Source organism: Paraburkholderia nodosa (genome assembly GCF_001718195.1).
In the GTDB taxonomy this organism is placed as follows: Bacteria; Pseudomonadota; Gammaproteobacteria; order Burkholderiales; family Burkholderiaceae; genus Paraburkholderia; species Paraburkholderia nodosa_A.
Window position 1 is genome coordinate 132,359 of the sequence record NZ_MCNV01000009.1, and the last position, 18,046, is coordinate 150,404.

Consider the following 18,046-nt stretch of genomic DNA (forward strand, 5'->3'; position numbering starts at 1 on the left):
ACTTTCAATAAAAATGCCGGCGCCGCTGATGGAGCAGGGGCCGGCAACAACGTGTCATGACCATGTGCGCCCAAGCTGCCATCAAGCAGTTCAGACGCACCGGTCTCATGCGGCGCTCACGCGAACAGCTCCGCATACTGGTCGGCGGAAAAGCCGAGCGTCTTTACGCGGCCGTTCACCACGACGACGGGCCGCTTGATGATCGACGGCTTGTGGATCATCAGCGCGATCGCGCCGGCGGTCGTGTCGGCTTCGGCCTTGTGCACGTCCGACAGGCCGCGCCAGGTCGTGCCGCGCTTGTTGATCAGCTGATCGAGCGACACGTCCTTGAGCCAGTCCTGGACGAGCGCATTCGAGACGCCCGCTTTCTTGAAGTCGTGAAACTCGAACTCGACGCCGTGCTCTTCGAGCCACACACGGGCCTTCTTCACGGTGTCGCAGTTCGGAATGCCGTAGACGACGGTCTTGGCGGACTTCGCCATCAGTCGCCTCGCAGCAGCTCGTTCAGGCCGACCTTGGCGCGCGTCTTGGCGTCGACCTTCTTGACGATCACGGCGCAGTACAGGCTGTGCGAGCCGTCCTTCGAGGGCAGGTTGCCCGCGACCACGACCGAGCCTGCCGGGATGCGGCCGTACGAGACTTCGCCGGTTTCGCGGTCGTAAATCTTGGTCGACTGGCCAAGGTAGACGCCCATCGAGATGACCGAGTTCTCTTCGACGATCACGCCTTCCACGACTTCCGAGCGCGCGCCGATGAAGCAGTTGTCTTCGATGATGACCGGGTTGGCCTGCAGCGGCTCCAGCACGCCGCCGATGCCGACGCCGCCCGAAAGGTGCACGTTCTTGCCGATCTGCGCGCACGAACCGACCGTGGCCCACGTATCGACCATCGTGCCTTCGTCGACATAGGCGCCGATGTTGGTGTACGACGGCATCAGCACGACGTTCTTCGCGATGAACGAGCCGCGGCGCGCGATGGCCGGCGGCACGACGCGGAAGCCGCCGGCGGCGAAGTCTTCGGCCGTGTAGTTGGCGAACTTCGAGGGCACCTTGTCGTAGAACTGGCTGTAGCCGCCCGCGGGCATCGGTGCGTTGTCTTCCAGGCGGAACGACAGCAGCACGGCCTTCTTCACCCATTGGTTGACGACCCAGTCGCCGTCCTTCTTCTCGGCGCAGCGCAGCGCGCCTTTGTCCAGCTCGGCGATGACATGGGCGACGGCTTCGCGCACGTCGTTCGGAGCCGACCTGGGCGAGAAGTCGGCGCGGTTTTCCCAGGCGGTGTCGATGATCTGCTGAAGTTGTTGCGACATGGTGGTGATTTCGTGAGATTGATGGTTGAAAGCGGTGTTGCGCGCCGCAAGGGGCGGGACCGCGGCGCGCACGAAAAAGGCTTTACGGTTTGAGCGAGCGGCAGAACTCGACGATGCGCTGCGCGCCTTCGATGCACTCCTCGACGTCGGCGACGAGCGCCATGCGCACGAAGTCTTTACCCGGATTCGCGCCATGCGCCTCGCGCGCGAGGAACGAGCCGGGCAGAACCGTCACATTATAGTCGGCGTAGAGACGCTGGGCGAACGCGGTGTCCGCGAGGCCGGTGCGCGCGACGTTGGCCCAGAGGTAGAACGCGGCGTCGGGCAATTTCACGTCGAGCACGTCGGCGAGCATGGGTGTGACGGTCGAGAACTTCTTCACGTATTTCGCGCGGTTTTCGCGCACGTGCGCCTCGTCGCCCCATGCCGCGATGCTGGCGGATTGCCAGACCGGCGACAGTGCCGCGCCGTGATAGGTGCGGTACAGCAGGAACTGCTTGAGGATGGCGGCGTCCCCGGCGACGAACCCCGAGCGCATGCCCGGCGCGTTCGAGCGCTTCGAAAGGCTCGACAGCATGACGAGGCGCTCGAAGCCGCGGCCCAGCTTGTGCGCCGCTTCGAGACCGCCGAGCGGCGGCGTGGCCTCGTCGAAGTAGATCTCCGAGTAGCACTCGTCCGAGGCGATCACGAAGCCGTAGCGGTCGGAGAGCGCGAACAGCTCGCGCCAGTCGTCGAGCGTGATCACGGCACCCGTGGGATTGCCGGGCGAGCACACGTACAGCAGCTGCGTGCGCGCCCAGACTTCTTCGGGAACCTGCGAATAGTCGCAGGCGAAGTTGCGGGCCGGATCGCTATTTACGAAGTACGGCTCGCCGCCGCCGAGCAGCGCGGCGCCTTCGTAGATCTGGTAGAAAGGGTTCGGGCAGAGTACGATCGCCCGCTTTGCCGGGTCTTTCACGCCCGCTGTCGGGTCGACCACGGCCTGCGCGAGCGCGAACAGCGCCTCGCGCGAGCCGGACACAGGCAGGATTTCCGTGTTCGCATCGATGGCCGGCAGCCCGTAGCGCGCCTTCACCCAGTTCGCAATCGACTCGCGCAGCGCCGGGGTGCCCGCCGTGGCCGGGTACGACGAGAGGCCGTCGAGCGAAGCGACGATGGCGTCGCGGATCAGCGCCGGCGTGGGGTGTTTCGGCTCGCCGATCCCGAAGCTGATGTGGCGCAGGCCGGCGTTCGGCGTGATGTCCTTGAAGAGCACGCGCAGCTTTTCGAAGGGATAGGACTGAAGGGTGTCGAGTAGCGGATTCACTTGGGGCTGGACAGGCGTGGGCGAAAGACGGATGGCGTGGCGCGCAGGATTCGGGTGGCCACTGCGGGCCGGCGAGCCGGTTGCACCGCGCTCGGCGTACAAACACCGATGAACGGCGCGGCCTTGCGGCTGCAAGCGGTCGATTATAGCGTGGCGCCGCTGCTGCTGCGGGCGCCGGCCGGATCCCGCCCTGGCGCGGCCGGTGCCTGCCGGGCGACGAAATAAAGGAAAAGCATGAAAGCTTCGAACGACGTTTCGAACCAAGGCGCAGGCGCTGCGAACGCGCGGCCGGGCCAAGGGCAGCGCAAGCCATGAGCCAGAGCACGGGCTTGCGCGCCGCCTGGCCGACGCTCGCCATCATGATTGGCGCGTCCGTCTGGGGTTTTGTCTGGTATCCGCTGCGCATGCTGGCGGCCGCCGGGCTCACCGGTACGGCCTCGAGCGCGGCAACGAGCGCGGCCGGCTGTCTCTTCGTGCTGGTGCTGCGCTGGCGCTCGCTCGCGAGCGTGCGCTGGCACTGGGTGCTGCCGATGCTCGGACTCGCCGCGGGCGTGACCAACGTCGGGTTCGTGTGGGGCGCAATCCACGGCGAAGTGATGCGCGTGCTGCTGCTCTTTTATCTGACCCCGGCGTGGACGGCGATCTTCGCGCACTTCATCCTGCACGAGCGCCTGAACTGGGCGGGCGGCGCGCTGGCGGCGCTCTCGCTGCTGGGTGCGGTGCTGATGCTCTGGTCGCCGCGGCTCGGCGTGCCGCTGCCCGCGAACGCGGCCGAATGGGCCGGTCTCATCGGCGGCATGGGTTTCGCGATGAGCAACGTGCTCGTCGTAAAGACGAGCCGCGTGCTGCCGCACATGAAGCCCGAGATGCGCACGGCCGTGATCTTCGCGGGCGCGGCGCTGTTCGGCTTGCTGACCTCCTGTTTCGAGCCGATGTCGGCCGCACCGGCGGGCGAGCATCTCGCACGCGTCGTGCTGCTCGTGCTCGCGCTCGGCATCGTGCTCGGCAGCAACAACATGCTCGTCCAGTACGGGCTCGCCCGCGTGCCGGCAAACCGCGCCTCGATCATCATGCTGTTCGAGATCGTCGTGACGGCGCTCACGTCGTGGCTCTTCGCCGGCGAGACGCCGGGCCCGCGCGAATGGGCGGGCGGCGCCTGCATCGTGCTGGCTTCCCTGTTGTCGAGCTGGGTGCACCGGGCGCAGGATGCGCGCAAGGGCGGCGCGCACGCGAGCGCCGATGCGAGCGTCATGACCCACGCCGACGCCAGCCGCACCCATGACGCGGACGACGCCGACGGCAGCGGCCCCGGCGGCGATGATGGCAACGGCGGCGGCAATGGCGATGGCAGCGCAGGCGGCGGAACGGGCCCAGGGCCTTCCCGCGCGCGGAATGGCGCGCGTGCGATGGTATGATTGCCGCTGATTCCCGCCGGCCGCACGCGTGCATGCGCGTTCGTACGGCGAGCCGTGGCGGCTGCCCAGTGCGCACTCCGCCGTCGCGCGATCGATACCGGATGCGCGGCGGCAAGCGACGTACGGCACGGGCGGTCCCGTTCACCACTATTCAAACAGCGATATCGCCGTGCGTCTGACCTCGATTAAACTCGCTGGCTTCAAATCATTCGTCGATCCCACGCATTTCCAGGTTCCGGGCCAACTCGTCGGGGTGGTCGGGCCAAACGGCTGTGGGAAATCCAACATCATCGACGCGGTGCGCTGGGTGCTGGGTGAATCCCGGGCGTCCGAGCTGCGCGGCGAGTCGATGCAGGACGTCATCTTCAACGGTTCCACCGCGCGCAAGCCGGGCAGCCGCGCGAGCGTCGAACTGGTGTTCGACAACGCGGACGGCCGCGCCGCCGGGCAGTGGGGCCAGTATGCCGAGATCGCCGTGAAGCGCGTGCTCACGCGCGACGGCACGTCGAGCTACTACATCAACAACCTGCCGGCGCGCCGGCGCGACATTCAGGATATTTTCCTGGGTACTGGCCTCGGCCCGCGCGCCTACGCGATCATCGGGCAGGGCATGATCGCGCGGATCATCGAGGCAAAGCCCGAAGAGCTTCGCGTGTTCCTCGAAGAAGCCGCGGGCGTGTCGAAATACAAGGAACGCCGCCGCGAGACCGAGAACCGCCTGCACGACACGCGCGAGAACCTGACGCGTGTCGAGGACATCGTGCGCGAGCTGTCCAGCAACCTGGAAAAGCTCGAGGGCCAGGCGGTCGTTGCCACGAAATATCGCGAGCTGCAGGCCGAGGGCGAGGAAAAGCAGCGCCTTCTGTGGCTCTTGCGCAAGAACGAGGCAGCGGGCGAGCAGCAACGCCAGCAGCGCGCGATCGAGCAGGCGCAGATCGACCTGGAGCGCCATACCGCGCAGCTGCGCGAAGTGGAAGCGCAGCTCGAAACGCTGCGCGTGGCCCACTACTCGGCAAGCGACGCCATGCAGGGCGCGCAGGGCGCGCTTTACGAAGCGAACGCCGAGGTGAGCCGTCTCGAGGCCGAGATCAAGTTCATCGTCGAGTCGCGCAACCGCGTGCAGGCGCAGATCGCCGCGCTCACCGCGCAGCGCGAGCAATGGCAGGTCCAGGCGCAGAAGGCGCAGGACGATATCGAGGACGCCGAAGAACAACTGGCGATCGCCGAGGAAAAGGCTGCGCTGGCCGAGGAAGATGCGGCGGCGACGCAGGAAGCGCTGCCCGCGCTCGAAAACCGCTGGCGCGACGCGCAGGCGCAACTGAATGACGAGCGCGCGGGCATCGCGCGCACCGAGCAGGCCATCAAGCTCGAAGCCGCGCATCAACGCAACGCCGACCAGATGCTTCAGCAGCTTCAGCAGCGCCACGAGCGTCTGAAGTCGGAGGAAGGCGGCCTCGACGCGCCGGACGAAGCCCAGCTCGAAGAGCTGCGCATGCAGCTGGCCGAGCAGGAGGAAGTCCTGCACGAAGCGCAGGCGCGCCTCGCCGACGCGCAGGAAACGGTGCCGCGCCTCGACGCGGAACGCCGCGCCGCACACGAGCGCGTGCAGGCGGAAAACGCACAGATCCACCAGTTCGAAGCCCGTCTCGCTGCACTCAAGCAACTGCAGGAAAACGTGCAGACGGAAGGCAAGGTCCAGCCGTGGCTCGAACGTCACGAACTGGGCGCGTTGCCGCGGCTATGGAAGAAGCTGCACGTCGAAGCCGGTTGGGAAACGGCGCTCGAATCGGTGTTGCGCGAGCGGCTCGCCGCGCTCGAGGTGTCGAACCTCGACTGGGTGAAGGCATTCGCGAGCGACGCTCCGCCTGCGAAGCTCGCGTTCTATTCGCCGCCGGCCGCGGGTCAGGCAAGCGCTGCGGCCGCGGGGCTCACGCCGCTGCTCTCGCTCGTCCGTATCGACGATGCAGGCTTGCGCGCAGTGCTCACCGAATGGCTCGGCTCGACCTACGTTGCGAACGATCTCGCCGAAGCGCTCGCCCAGCGTGCGCAGCTGCCAGGCAGCGGCGCGTTCGTCGTGAAGGCTGGCCATACGGTGACGCGCGTAGGCGTGCAGCTGTACGCCGCCGACACCGAGCAGGCCGGCATGCTCGCGCGTCAGCAGGAAATCGAGAATCTCGAGCGCCAGGTGCGCGCCCAGACGCTGCTCGCCGACGATGCACGCACGGCTGTCGTGCGCGCGGAAGCGGCGCACACGCAGGCCGCCCAGGTGCTCACGGATGTGCGCCAGCAGGCCGAGCGCGCGACCCAGCGCGTGCACGCGCTGCAGATGGATGTGCTCAAGCTGACGCAGGCGCATGAACGCTACACGGCGCGCAGCACGCAGATCCGTGAAGAGCTCGACGAGATCCGCACGCAGATCGAAGAGCAGCGCGCATTGCGGGCAGAATCGGAAGCGAACTTCGAGCGCCACGATGTGGAACTCGCCGAACTGCAGGCCCGCTTCGAGGACAACCAGCTCGCCTTCGAGTCGCTCGACGAGGAACTCGGCGCGGCGCGCAATGAGGCGCGCGACCTCGAACGTGCGGCGGCCGACGCGCGCTTTGCCGCGCGCAACATGGCGAACCGCATCGAAGAGTTGAAGCGCAACATTCAGGTCGCGCACGATCAGAGCGAACGCGTGGCCGCGTCGCTCGAAGACGCGCGCGCCGAGCTGGAAACGATCAACGAGCAGACCGCGCACACGGGCCTGCAGGACGCGCTGGAAATTCGCGCCCAGAAGGAAGATACGCTGCGTGCCGCGCGCGCCGAACTCGACGATCTGAGCGCGAAGCTGCGGGCCGCCGACGAAACCCGCCTCGCCGCGGAGCGCGCGTTGCAGCCGTTGCGCGACCGCATCACCGAGCTTCAGCTCAAGGAGCAGGCCGCGCGCCTGAACGGCGAGCAGTTCGTCGAGCAACTGCAGGCCGCGGGCGTCGACGAGGCCGCGCTGCAGGAAAAGCTCACGGCCGATATGAAGCCGTCGTATCTGCAAGGCGAGGTTACGCGCATCAACAACGCGATCACGGCGCTTGGGCCCGTGAACATGGCCGCGCTCGACGAACTGGCCGCGGCGAAGGAGCGCAAGACCTTCCTCGACGCGCAGTCGGCCGACCTCACGAGCGCAATCGAAACGCTCGAAGACGCGATCCGCAAGATCGACCAGGAAACGCGCACGCTGCTGCAGGGCACCTTCGACGAGGTGAACCGTCATTTCGGCGAGCTGTTCCCGCGCCTGTTCGGCGGCGGTCAGGCGAAGCTCATCATGACCGGCGACGAGATTCTCGATGCCGGCGTGCAGGTGATGGCGCAACCGCCCGGCAAGAAGAATTCGACGATTCACCTGCTCTCCGGCGGCGAGAAAGCGCTCACGGCCACGGCCCTCGTGTTCGCGATGTTCCAGCTCAACCCGGCGCCGTTCTGCTTGCTAGACGAAGTGGACGCACCGCTCGACGACGCGAACACCGAGCGCTTCGCGAACCTTGTTCGCGCGATGTCGGACAAAACACAGTTCCTGTTCATTTCGCACAACAAGATCGCCATGGAGATGGCGCAGCAGCTCATTGGCGTGACGATGCAGGAGCAGGGCGTTTCGCGCATCGTCGCGGTCGACATGGAAACGGCAGCGGGTTTCGCCCAAAATACGGTCTAATCGATTTATACGGTCTAACGGACGGCGCGCGATGCGCGGCCGGCGGCGCCATCAGTGAGGCAGCCGCCGCGCGCAATGCGCGCGCCAGAGCAACGGCGCATGCAATGAGCACGCCGTCGAAAAAGAATTGCTGATGGAGCATGCATGGATGAATTGACTCTCGGGTTGATCGGCGCGGGCGCCGTGGTCGTCGGGGGCGTGGTGGTGTACAACGCGTGGCAGGGCGCGAGAGTGCGCCGGCGCATGCCGCGCCCGATGCCCGAAGAGGCAGTCGAAGCGCCGCAGCGCGACGAGTTCCAGGAGCCGAGCCCGTTCATCGAACCGGCCCATGCTCCGTCGCGCCGCGAGCCGTCGCTCGCGGGCAGCACGCAAGCCGGGCGCGTGGAGCCGGGTTTCGGCACTGCTGCGCCGCTCGACACGCCAGCCGACATCCAGGCGGAAACGACGACGCCCAACGGCTTTCCGGAAGCTGAATCCGATGCGCACGAAGTTGCCGAGAAGGCTGCCGACAAGGCGCCGGCTGCAACTGCGGCTGCCCCGCAATCCGCAAAGGACGATGGCGACGAAGCGGAGCGCATCGAGCCGGTCATGCCGGCGGCCACGACGATCTCTTCGGCGCCGCCCGCCGTGGTCGACCGTCGCATCGACTGCATCGTGCCGATCCGGCTTGGTGCGCCGGTGGCAGGCGAGCGGGTGATTCCGTTTGCGCAGCGATTGCGCCGCGCGGGCAGCAAGCCGGTTCATATCGAAGGCAAACCCGAAGGGGGCGACGGCTGGGAGTTGCTCCAGAGCGGTGTGCGCTACGAGGAACTGCGCGCGGCTGCGCAACTCGCGAATCGCAACGGCCCGCTCAACGAACTCGAGTTCTCGGAATTCGTGACCGGCGTGCAGCAATTCGCCGACGCGCTCGACGCCGCGCCCGAGTTTCCGGACATGATGGAGACGGTCGCCATGGCGCGCGAACTGGACGGCTTCGCGGCGCAATGCGACGCCCAGCTTTCCGTGAACGTGATGTCGGACGGCGCGCCGTGGTCGGCAAACTACGTGCAGGCGGTGGCGGCGCAGGACGGCTTGCTGCTTTCGCGCGACGGCACGCGCTTCGTCAAGCTCGATGCGAAGCAGAGCCCCGTTTTCATGCTGCAGTTCGGCGACACCAACTTCCTGCGCGACGACCTCACGTACAAGGGCGGTGAACTGATCACGCTGATCCTCGACGTGCCCGTGGCCGACGAAGACATCCTGCCGTTCCGCCTGATGTGCGACTACGCGAAATCGCTTGCCGAGCGCATTGGCGGGCGCGTGGTCGACGACCAGCGCCGGCCGCTGCCGGAATCGGTGTTGCAGTCGATCGACAAGCAGCTGATGACGCTCTACGCGAAGCTGGAGCAGGCCGGCATTCCGGCGGGCTCGCCGGCCACGCGGCGACTGTTCAGCCAGTAGCGCCGAAGGCGTGCAGCGGGCCTGCAGACAAGGCGCGACGCCGTAAAGGCGCCGCGCCTTTTTTGCGCGCAGGCGGTACAGCGCAGAGGGCATCGGCACGCGTGTTGCAGTGCATTCGAGCTCAGCCCACCGGGCCCTGGATGCCAGAGCGACGCACGCAGCGTTGGCCATTCGGCCAGGACGCTGGCGAGACCCGTTCGGCGGCGCACGCAGATAGCCGCTCGTCCGATGCGACACGCGCGGCTTCCTGAGATAATCTGACGTCCGAAATCATTTTCAACAGCGAGTTGCCCAAGGCATGGTCCGTACTTCCGCCCGTCCCCCCGAAGAAGCCACCGCTGCACAGCGCGCGGTGTGGTTGCGCGCCGAACTCGAGCGTGCGAATCACGCCTACTACGTGCTCGACCAGCCGGAGCTGCCTGACGCGGAATACGACAAGCTGTTCGGCGAACTTCAGCAAATCGAAGCCGAGCATCCCGACCTCATCACGCCCGATTCGCCCACGCAGCGTGTGGGTGGCGAAGTCGCCGGGGGCTTCGAGCCCGTGGTCCACGACGTGCCGATGCTGTCGCTCAACAACGGCTTTGCCGACGAAGACATCGTCGCGTTCGACAAGCGCGTGGCCGATGCGCTCGGCAAGATCGAAGGCGCCGGAGTCGTCGAGGTCGAATACGCCGCCGAACTCAAGTTCGACGGCCTCGCCATCTCGCTGCGCTACGTCGACGGCGTGTTCGTCCAGGCCTCCACGCGCGGCGATGGCGCGACCGGCGAGAACGTCACGGAGAACGTGCGCACGATCCGCTCGCTGCCCTTGCGCCTGAAGGGCAAGCGCGTGCCGAAGGTGCTCGACGTGCGCGGCGAGGTGCTGATGTTCCGCCGCGACTTCGAGCGCATGAACCAGCGTCAGCGCGATGCCGGCCACAAGGAATTCGCGAACCCGCGCAACGCGGCGGCGGGCAGCCTGCGCCAGCTCGATCCGAAAATCACGGCGCAGCGGCCGCTCTCGTTTTTCGCTTACGGCATTGGCGTGCTCGACGGCGAGCCGATGCCGGCCACCCATAGCGAACTGCTCGACTGGTACGCGGAAATGGGCCTGCCGGTCAATGCCGAGCGAGCGGTCGTGAAGGGCGCGCACGGTCTGCTGGAATTTTTCCGCACGGTGGGCGAGAAGCGCGACGGCCTGCCGTACGACATCGACGGCGTGGTCTACAAGGTGAACCGCCGCGACGAGCAGGATGCGCTCGGCTTCGTCTCGCGCGCGCCGCGCTTCGCGCTCGCGCACAAGTTCCCGGCCCAGGAAGCGCTCACGAAGCTGCTGGCGATCGACGTCCAGGTGGGCCGCACGGGCGCGATTACGCCGGTCGCGCGGCTCGAGCCGGTGTTCGTCGGCGGCGCGACGGTGACCAACGCCACGCTGCACAACGAAGACGAGGTGCGGCGCAAGGACATCCGCATCGGCGACACGGTGATCGTGCGGCGTGCCGGCGACGTGATTCCCGAGGTGGTCAGTGCGCTCATGGACCGCCGTCCGGCCGACGCCCACGAGTTCGTCATGCCGACCGAATGCCCGGTCTGCGGGTCGCGCATCGAGCGGCTGCCCGACGAGGCAATCGCGCGTTGCACGGGCGGACTGTTCTGTCCGGCCCAGCGCAAGCAGGCGCTCTGGCACTTCGCCCAGCGCCGCGCGCTCGATATCGACGGCCTGGGCGAGAAGATCATCGACCAGCTGGTCGACCAGAACCTCGTGCGCACGCCCGCCGATCTGTTCAATCTCGGCTTCGGCACGCTCGCGCAACTCGAGCGCATGGCGGACAAGTCGGCGCAGAACCTGCTCGACTCGCTCGAGAAGGCCAAATCGACGTCACTTGCGCGCTTCGTTTACGCGCTCGGCATCCGGCACGTGGGCGAATCGACGGCGAAGGATCTTGCGAAGCACTTCGGCTCGCTCGATCCGATCATGAACGCGACGGTCGAGGAATTGCTCGAAGTCAACGATGTGGGCCCTATCGTCGCGCTTGCGATCCACGAGTTTTTTGCGGAAGAGCATAACCGCACAGTGATCGAGCAACTGCGCGCGCCGGGCAAAGTGACATGGGCGGAAGGGCCGCCCGCGCCCAAGGCGCCGGTGGGCGTGCTGGCCGGCAAGACTGTGGTGCTCACGGGTACGCTGCCCACGCTCTCGCGCGACGAGGCAAAGGAGATGCTCGAAGCAGCCGGTGCGAAGGTCGCCGGCTCGGTATCGAAGAAGACCGATTACGTGGTGGCGGGCGCCGACGCGGGCAGCAAGCTCGCAAAAGCCGAGGAACTCGGCGTGCCGGTGCTCGACGAAGAAGGAATGCGCAAGCTCCTGGAGGGGCAAACGACATGATTCGCGAAATTCTCAGAATGGGCGATCCGCGCCTGCTTGGCATTGCGAGGCCGGTCGATCACTTCGATACGCCCGAGTTGCACGAACTCATTGCCGATATGTTCGACACCATGCACGCGGCGAACGGCGCCGGACTCGCCGCCCCGCAGATCGGCGTCGATTTGCAGGTGGTGATCTTCGGTTTCGAGCAGAACGAGCGCTATCCCGAGGCGCCGGCCGTGCCGCAGACGGTGCTCATCAACCCGGTCATCCATCCGCTGTCGCACGACATGGAAGAGGGCTGGGAGGGGTGTCTTTCGGTGCCGGGCCTGCGCGGCGCCGTGAGCCGCTATTCGATGATCCGCTACGACGGCTTCGATCAGTACGGCACGCCCATCGAACGTGTGGCCGAGGGCTTTCACGCACGGGTCGTCCAGCACGAATGCGATCACCTGATCGGCAAGCTGTATCCCATGCGCATTACCGACTTCTCGAAGTTCGGCTTTACGGAGGTCCTGTTTCCGGAACTCGACCCGAACCGCGACGACTGAAAGTCGAAGCATCAAGAAAAACGGGAGCCATCTGGCTCCCGTTTTTCATACAGTGCGGCGTTTGACGCCGATGTGGCGCTAGAACGCTTCGTTGGCGGCCAGATAGCGCCATTGGCCCTGCGGCAGCGCGCCGAGCAGCACGCGGCCCATGCGCACACGCTTGAGGCCCACGACCTTGAGGCCGACCAGTTCGCACATGCGACGGATCTGGCGCTTCTTGCCTTCGCGCAGCACGAAACGCAACTGCTCGCCGTTTTGCCAGCTCACCTGCGCGGGCTTGAGCGGCACGTCGTCGAGCGACAGGCCGTGGCGCAGCTGAGCGAGCAACTCGGGCGGGAAGTGCTGGTCGATTTCGGTCTCGATGTCGTTGTAGGTGACGCGCACGAGGTATTCCTTGTCGATGTCCGAACTCTCGCCGATCAACTGCTTGGCCACGCGACCGTCCTGGGTCAGCACGAGCAGGCCGGTCGAGTCGATGTCGAGGCGGCCGGCCGGCGCGAGCGTGCGCAGATGCTTCGCCGAGAAGCGGATGCCCGAGTGGTCGCCGTCCCAATGATTCTCGCCCGTGATGAGCGTGGCGGCGGGTTCATAGCCGTCCTCGGCCTGGCCCGACACGTAGCCCACCGGCTTGTGCAGCAGGATCGTCACCTGGCGCGCCTGCGCGGCGAGCGCGGCCGGATCGACTTCGATGCGCTGATTCGGCGTGACCTTGGCGCCGAGCGTGTCGACGACTTCGCCGTCCACATAAACCCAGCCTTTTTCGATCCATTCGTCGGCTTCACGGCGCGAGCACAGGCCCAGTTCGGACATGCGCTTGGAAAGGCGCAGGGTGTTGTCGCCATCGACTTCTTCGCGCGGTGTGCGGCGCGGTGCGGTTTCGGCGTCGTCGGTGCGGCGCGGGGGCTTCCCAACCGGTTTGACAGGGCTGGCGGTCTTGCGGCTGCCACCGCCTTCTTCGGTACTGCGGCGAGCGCGCGGCGCAGCGCCGCCGCGGTCATCGCTCCAGGCGGATTTCACCGGGCGCGCGGAACGACGCTCCGTGCCCTCGTCGCGGGTGCGTGCGGGGCGGCGGTCGTCGCTGTTACTGCGGCGTTCGAAGCGTCCCTCGCTGCCTTCGCCGCGGCTACGCGGCGGGCGGCGATCATCGCCTTCGCTGCGCCGTTCGAAGCGACGCTCGCTGCCTTCCTCGCGGCTGCGCGGCGGGCGGCGGTCATCGCCTTCGGTACGACGCGTGAAGCGCCGGTCGCCACCGTCTTCGCGGCTGCGTGGCGGGCGGCGGTCGTCATCCTCAGCACGGCGCGCGAAGGGGCGTGCACCGCCTTCGTCGCGGCCGCGTGCGGGGCGACGGTCATCGCCTTCGGTGCGTCGTTCGAAACGACGTTCGCCACCGTCTTCGCGGCTGCGCGGCGGGCGGCGGTCATCACCGTCGGGGCGGCGTGCGAAGGGGCGCGCACCGCCGTCTTCACGGCTGTGCGGCGGGCGGCGGTCATCGCCTTCGGCACGACGCGTGAAGCGCCGGTCGCCACCATCTTCGCGGCTGCGCGGCGGGCGTCGGTCGTCGCCCTCGGCACGCCGCGCGAAGGGGCGTGCGCCGCCTTCATCGCGGCCACGTGCGGTGCGGCGATCATCGCCTTCGGTGCGTCGTTCGAAGCGACGCTCGCCACCTTCTTCACGGCTACGCGGCGGACGACGATCATCACCCTCGGCACGGCGCGCGAAGGAGCGTGCGCCACCTTCTTCACGGCTACGCGGCGGACGTCGGTCATCACCCTCGGGGCGGCGTGCAAAGGGGCGTGCGCCACCTTCGTCGCGGCTGCGTGGCGGGCGGCGGTCGTCGCCCTCGGCGCGGCGCGCGAAGGGGCGTGCACCACCTTCGTCACGGCCGCGTGCAAATCCACGCGCCTCATCGCCGGAGCGACGGGCTGGGCGGCGCTCGTCGCCGAATCCGCCTTCGCGAGCCGGCCGCGCCGGGCGCTCGCCCGGGCGCGTATCGCCAGTGCGAGGCGCGGTGCGTCCGGTTGAGGCGCGCACGGGCTTCCCGGCGGAAGTCTTCGCGGCCGATGTCGGCCGAGCGTCCGTCGCCCGCGCCTCCGCCGGCCGCACCGGCTTACGCGCGGTCGTACTGCCGCGGCGGACGGGGGCGCGTTCCGGAGTGGTCGGGCGCGGATGTTTGGCTGTCAGTTTGGCTCGCATGGATCTGGTATTTCGCTTGGGTCATTCACACTGCGATCGCGCGCAGCAATTCGGTTTCGACATGAATCTGCTGGCGGTTGTCGGAGAGCCCCGAGCCGTCGAGCAGAAACACGTCTTCCACGCGTTCGCCGAGCGTATTGATCCGCGCCGCATGGACGCCGACCTGATGCTCCGCGAGCACGCGCGCGATGGAATAGAGAAGGCCCGGCCGGTCGTTCGCCGACACGGACAGGATGTAGTATTGGCCGCGCTCGTCGGCCCGCAGGTCGACGCGCGGCGTCACCGGGAAGGTGCGTGACAGGCGCGAGAGACGGCCCTTCGACGGCTCGGGCAGGGCATTGCCCGTCGCCTTCAGACGCGCCGCGAGTTCCTGCTCGACGAGGTTCGCGATATCGCGGTAGTGCACGTCGCCCTCGGTGTGGGCGACGATGAAGTTATCGAGCGCGTAGCCGTGGCGCGTGGTGCTCACGCGCGCGTCGAGCACGGAAAGACCGCTGCGGTCGAAGTACGCGCACATCGTCGCGAACAGGTCGGGGCGGTCCTGCGCGTAGACGAGCACCTGCAGCGCCTCGCCGATCGGCGACGGGCGCGCGCGCACGACCGGCTCCGGCGCCTCGACGTGGCGGTAGAGCACGCGCGTTTGCCAGGCGATATCGGCGGCGTCGTGGCGCAGGAAGTAGCCGACGTCGAGCTTGTCCCAGAGCGCGCGGTGCGCGTGCTCCGGCACGGTCTCGAGACGCAGCAGCGCAAGCGCCAGCTCCTGACGCGTCTTGAGCTCCGAGTGCGCGTCGGGCTTGGCGCCGCCGAGCACGGCGAGCGTCGAGCGGTAGAGGTCTTCGAGCAGCTTGCCTTTCCAGTTGTTCCAGACCTTTGGGCTCGTGCCGCGAATGTCGGCGACCGTCAGCAGGTAGAGCGCCGAAAGACGCCGCTCCGTACCGACGAGCTCCGCGAAGCGCTTCACGACCTCAGGGTCGGTGATGTCCTGCTTCTGGGCGACCTGGCTCATCGTCAGGTGCTGCTGGACGAGCCAGACGACCAGGTCCGCGTCGTCGCCCGTGATGTCGTGCTCGCGGCAAAAGCGCCGCGCGTCGGCCATGCCGAGCTGCGAGTGGTCGCCGCCGCGGCCCTTGGCGATGTCGTGGAACAGCGCCGCGACGTAGAGCACCCACGGACGCTCGAAGTTGGCGATGAGCTGGCTGCAGAACGGATACTCGTGCGCATGCTCGGCCACGGCGAAGCGGCGCATATTGCGCAGCACCATCAGGATGTGCTGATCGACCGTATAGACGTGATAGAGGTCGTGCTGCATCTGCCCGACGATGCGGCGGAAATTCAGCAGATAGCGCCCGAGCACGCTCGTCTGGTTCATGAGGCGCATGGCGTGCGTAATCCCGGCCGGCTGCTTGAGGATCTCCATGAAGAGCCGGCGGTTTTCCGGGTCGCGGCGCCAGTTCTGGTCCATGGTCTCGCGCGCGTTGTAGAGCGCGCGCAGCGTGCGCGCCGACAGGCCCTTCACGCCGGGCACCTGCTCGTAGAGCAGGAACGCCTCGAGGATTGCGTGCGGCTCGCGCTCGAACACGTCGTCGCTGACGATCTCCAGCATCCCCTGCTTCTCGACGAAGTGCTCCGAGAGCGTGCGCGTGATGCCGCTCGTGCTCGGGAAGAGCTGCGCCTCGATGTTCTGGATCAGGATGGTAGAAAGCTGAGTGACCGCCTTCGCGGCCCAGTAGTAGCGGCGCATGAGCTGTTCGCTCGCGCGCCGCGCGCTGCTCGCCTTGTAGCCGAAGCTTTCGGCCACGGCCGTCTGCAGGTCGAACACGAGGATGTCCTGGCGGCGGCCCGCGATCACATGCAGGCGCGCGCGCAGCGCCTTGAGAAATGCCTCGTTGCGGCGCAGTTCGCGCGCCTCGCGCCCGGTGATGAGGCCGCGCTGGTCCAGCTCCTTCCAGCTGCTGCCGAAGGCGGCGGCCTCGGTGATCCAGAGGATCAGCTGCAGGTCGCGCAGGCCGCCGGGGCTTTCCTTGATGTTGGGTTCGAGCGAATAGGGCGTGTCCTGGAAGCGCGCATGGCGCTGGCGCATTTCGAGCACCTTCGCCTGGAAGAATGCGCGCGGGTCCATGGCGTCGCGATAGCGCTGCGCGAAGTCGCCGAACAGCGTCGCGCTGCCCGTGATGCGGCGCGCCTCGAGGAGCGACGTGCGCACGGTGACGTCGTTGGCGGCTTCTTCGAGGCATTGCGAGACGCTGCGCACGCTGCTGCCGATATCGAGTCCGAGATCCCATGCAAGGCCGATAAAACGCTCGATGCGTTCTTCGAGCGGCGCGAGCGGCTCGTCGTCCGGCAGCAGCACGAGGATGTCGACGTCGGACCAGGGCGCAAGCTCGCCGCGCCCGAAGCCGCCCACCGCCACGAGCGCCAGCGTGGCCGGCAGCTCGCACCGGTTCCAGGCGCTGCGCAAGGTGTCGTCGGTGATGCGGGCGAGGGCGCGCATCAGCGAGTCGACATTGGTCGCGGTCTTGAAACGCTCGAGCAACTGGGCCTTGGCGGCCTTGTAGTCGGACTTCAGCGACGACGTATCGGGAACGGCGACAGCGGGAACACTCATGGGCTCGGGTCGTGTCTGGCGTGGTTGGGCGGGCGGCTGGTCGTGCGCGCGGCGCGCCTCGCGATGGCGGCTGGCCGCGTTGGTTCGTCGGTTAATGCGTCGGCTGCTTTGCGGGCTGCCTCATCATGCTGCGGGCGCCGGGCGGCGTCCGCATTGGGTGCATCGCTCGCGCTGGACGTACTGCCTCGAGGCCGCAGGCCGATGTTCTACGAGCCTATCCATTTTGCGCCGGATCGCGCCGCGAAGCGCTTTCCGGCACTTTTTCGGACGCTCAGGCCGCGGTGCCCGCCATCTGCGCGACGATGGCAGGCTTAGCGGGCGTACCCGCCGAGACCGTCAGGACTTCGTAGCCCGTTTCCGTCACCAGTACCGTGTGTTCCCACTGTGCCGAGAGGCTGCGGTCCTTTGTCTTGACGGTCCACTGGTCCGGCATGGTGCGAATGTCGCGGCGGCCGGCGTTGATCATCGGCTCGACGGTGAAGATCATGCCGGGCACGAGCTCGATGCCGGTGCCGGGGCGGCCGTAGTGCAGGACCTGCGGGTCTTCGTGGAACACCGTGCCGATGCCGTGGCCGCAGTATTCGCGCACCACGCTGTAGCCCTGGCTTTCGGCGTAGCGCTGAATGGCGTGGCCGATGTCGCCCAGATGGCCGCCGGGACGCACCTGGTCGATGCCGAGCCACATGCATTCATAGGTGGTCTGCACGAGGCGCTTCGCGAGGATCGAGCCTTCGCCGACGATGAACATGCGGCTCGTGTCGCCGAAATAGCCTTCCTTGATGACGGTGATGTCGATATTGAGCGCGTCGCCGTTCTTCAGCGCCTTGTCGCCGGGAATACCGTGACAGATCACGTCGTTCACAGAGGTGCAGATTGCCTTCGGGTAGGGCGGATAGCCCGGCGGCTGATAGTTCAGCGGCGCGGGCACCGTGCCCTGCACGTTGGTCATGTACTCGTGGCAAAGGCGGTCGAGCTCACCCGTCGTCACACCCGCGGTGACGAACGGCGTGATGTAGTCGAGCACCTCGCTCGCCAGCCGGCAGGCGACGCGCATTTGCGCGATGTCTTGTTCGTTCTTGATCGAAATGGCCATGGTATGCGCCCGGAAATGCAGTCGAATATGGAATTATCGCACCTAATGCCAGGGGTCGCTGACTTTTGAGAAGGCGGGGCGCCATCAATGGCAAATGCG

The 18,046-nt window shown here is 67.1% G+C and carries 11 protein-coding genes and 1 pseudogene; 5 read left to right on the forward strand and 7 right to left on the reverse strand.

All coding sequences use genetic code 11. The features are described 5' to 3' along the window. Nucleotides 1–116 precede the first annotated feature (116 nt). The 3 genes from BFD71_RS17720 to dapC all read right to left on the reverse strand — a co-directional run bounded on the left by BFD71_RS17720 (nt 117) and on the right by dapC (nt 2,615). A complete protein-coding gene (locus BFD71_RS17720; protein ID WP_028204073.1) occupies nt 117–482 on the reverse strand; it encodes an ArsC family reductase in 366 nt (121 codons plus the stop codon). Next, nucleotides 482–1,309: a 2,3,4,5-tetrahydropyridine-2,6-dicarboxylate N-succinyltransferase gene (gene dapD, locus BFD71_RS17725; RefSeq protein WP_069265609.1), complete on the reverse strand. Its 828-nt coding sequence runs from the start codon at nt 1,307–1,309 to the stop codon at nt 482–484. Before dapD ends, BFD71_RS17720 begins: the two co-directional genes overlap by 1 nt. Nucleotides 1,310–1,391: 82 nt before the next feature. Then, a complete protein-coding gene (dapC, locus tag BFD71_RS17730) occupies nt 1,392–2,615 on the reverse strand; it encodes a succinyldiaminopimelate transaminase (RefSeq protein WP_069265736.1) in 1,224 nt (407 codons plus the stop codon). A 311-nt stretch (nt 2,616–2,926) separates the two neighbouring features. Here dapC and BFD71_RS17735 point away from each other — a divergent pair, with 311 nt between their 5' ends. From BFD71_RS17735 to def, 5 genes are all read left to right on the forward strand, one after another. Further along, entirely contained in the window at nt 2,927–4,030 is a 1,104-nt protein-coding gene (locus tag BFD71_RS17735; protein ID WP_083245316.1) for a DMT family transporter, read from the forward strand. A 169-nt stretch (nt 4,031–4,199) separates the two neighbouring features. After that, nucleotides 4,200–7,718, forward strand: a complete 3,519-nt coding sequence (gene smc / locus BFD71_RS17740) for a chromosome segregation protein SMC (protein WP_069265737.1) — start codon at nt 4,200–4,202, stop codon at nt 7,716–7,718. A 144-nt stretch (nt 7,719–7,862) separates the two neighbouring features. Continuing rightward, the gene (locus tag BFD71_RS17745; RefSeq protein ID WP_069265610.1) at nt 7,863–9,158 is read left to right on the forward strand and encodes a cell division protein ZipA C-terminal FtsZ-binding domain-containing protein; all 1,296 of its coding nucleotides are present in this window, start codon (nt 7,863–7,865) and stop codon (nt 9,156–9,158) included. 298 nt (nt 9,159–9,456) lie between these two features. After that, nucleotides 9,457–11,526: an NAD-dependent DNA ligase LigA gene (ligA, locus tag BFD71_RS17750; protein WP_069265611.1), complete on the forward strand. Its 2,070-nt coding sequence runs from the start codon at nt 9,457–9,459 to the stop codon at nt 11,524–11,526. Next, nucleotides 11,523–12,056: a peptide deformylase gene (def, locus tag BFD71_RS17755; protein WP_069265612.1), complete on the forward strand. Its 534-nt coding sequence runs from the start codon at nt 11,523–11,525 to the stop codon at nt 12,054–12,056. Before ligA ends, def begins: the two co-directional genes overlap by 4 nt. 78 nt (nt 12,057–12,134) lie before the next feature. Here def and BFD71_RS42840 read toward each other — a convergent pair whose 3' ends face one another. From BFD71_RS42840 to map, 4 genes and pseudogenes are all read right to left on the reverse strand, one after another. After that, entirely contained in the window at nt 12,135–12,704 is a 570-nt protein-coding gene (locus BFD71_RS42840) for a pseudouridine synthase (protein WP_324153263.1), read from the reverse strand. 99 nt (nt 12,705–12,803) lie between these two features. Beyond that, nucleotides 12,804–14,249, reverse strand: a pseudogene (locus tag BFD71_RS39185) (hypothetical protein); the annotation flags it as partial. Between the two features lie 25 nt (nt 14,250–14,274). Beyond that, a complete protein-coding gene (locus tag BFD71_RS17770; RefSeq protein WP_069265614.1) occupies nt 14,275–16,854 on the reverse strand; it encodes a [protein-PII] uridylyltransferase in 2,580 nt (859 codons plus the stop codon). Between the two features lie 271 nt (nt 16,855–17,125). Further along, nucleotides 17,126–17,947, reverse strand: coding sequence for a type I methionyl aminopeptidase (map, locus tag BFD71_RS17775; protein ID WP_069265615.1), 822 nt, complete (start codon nt 17,945–17,947; stop codon nt 17,126–17,128). Nucleotides 17,948–18,046 lie beyond the last annotated feature (99 nt).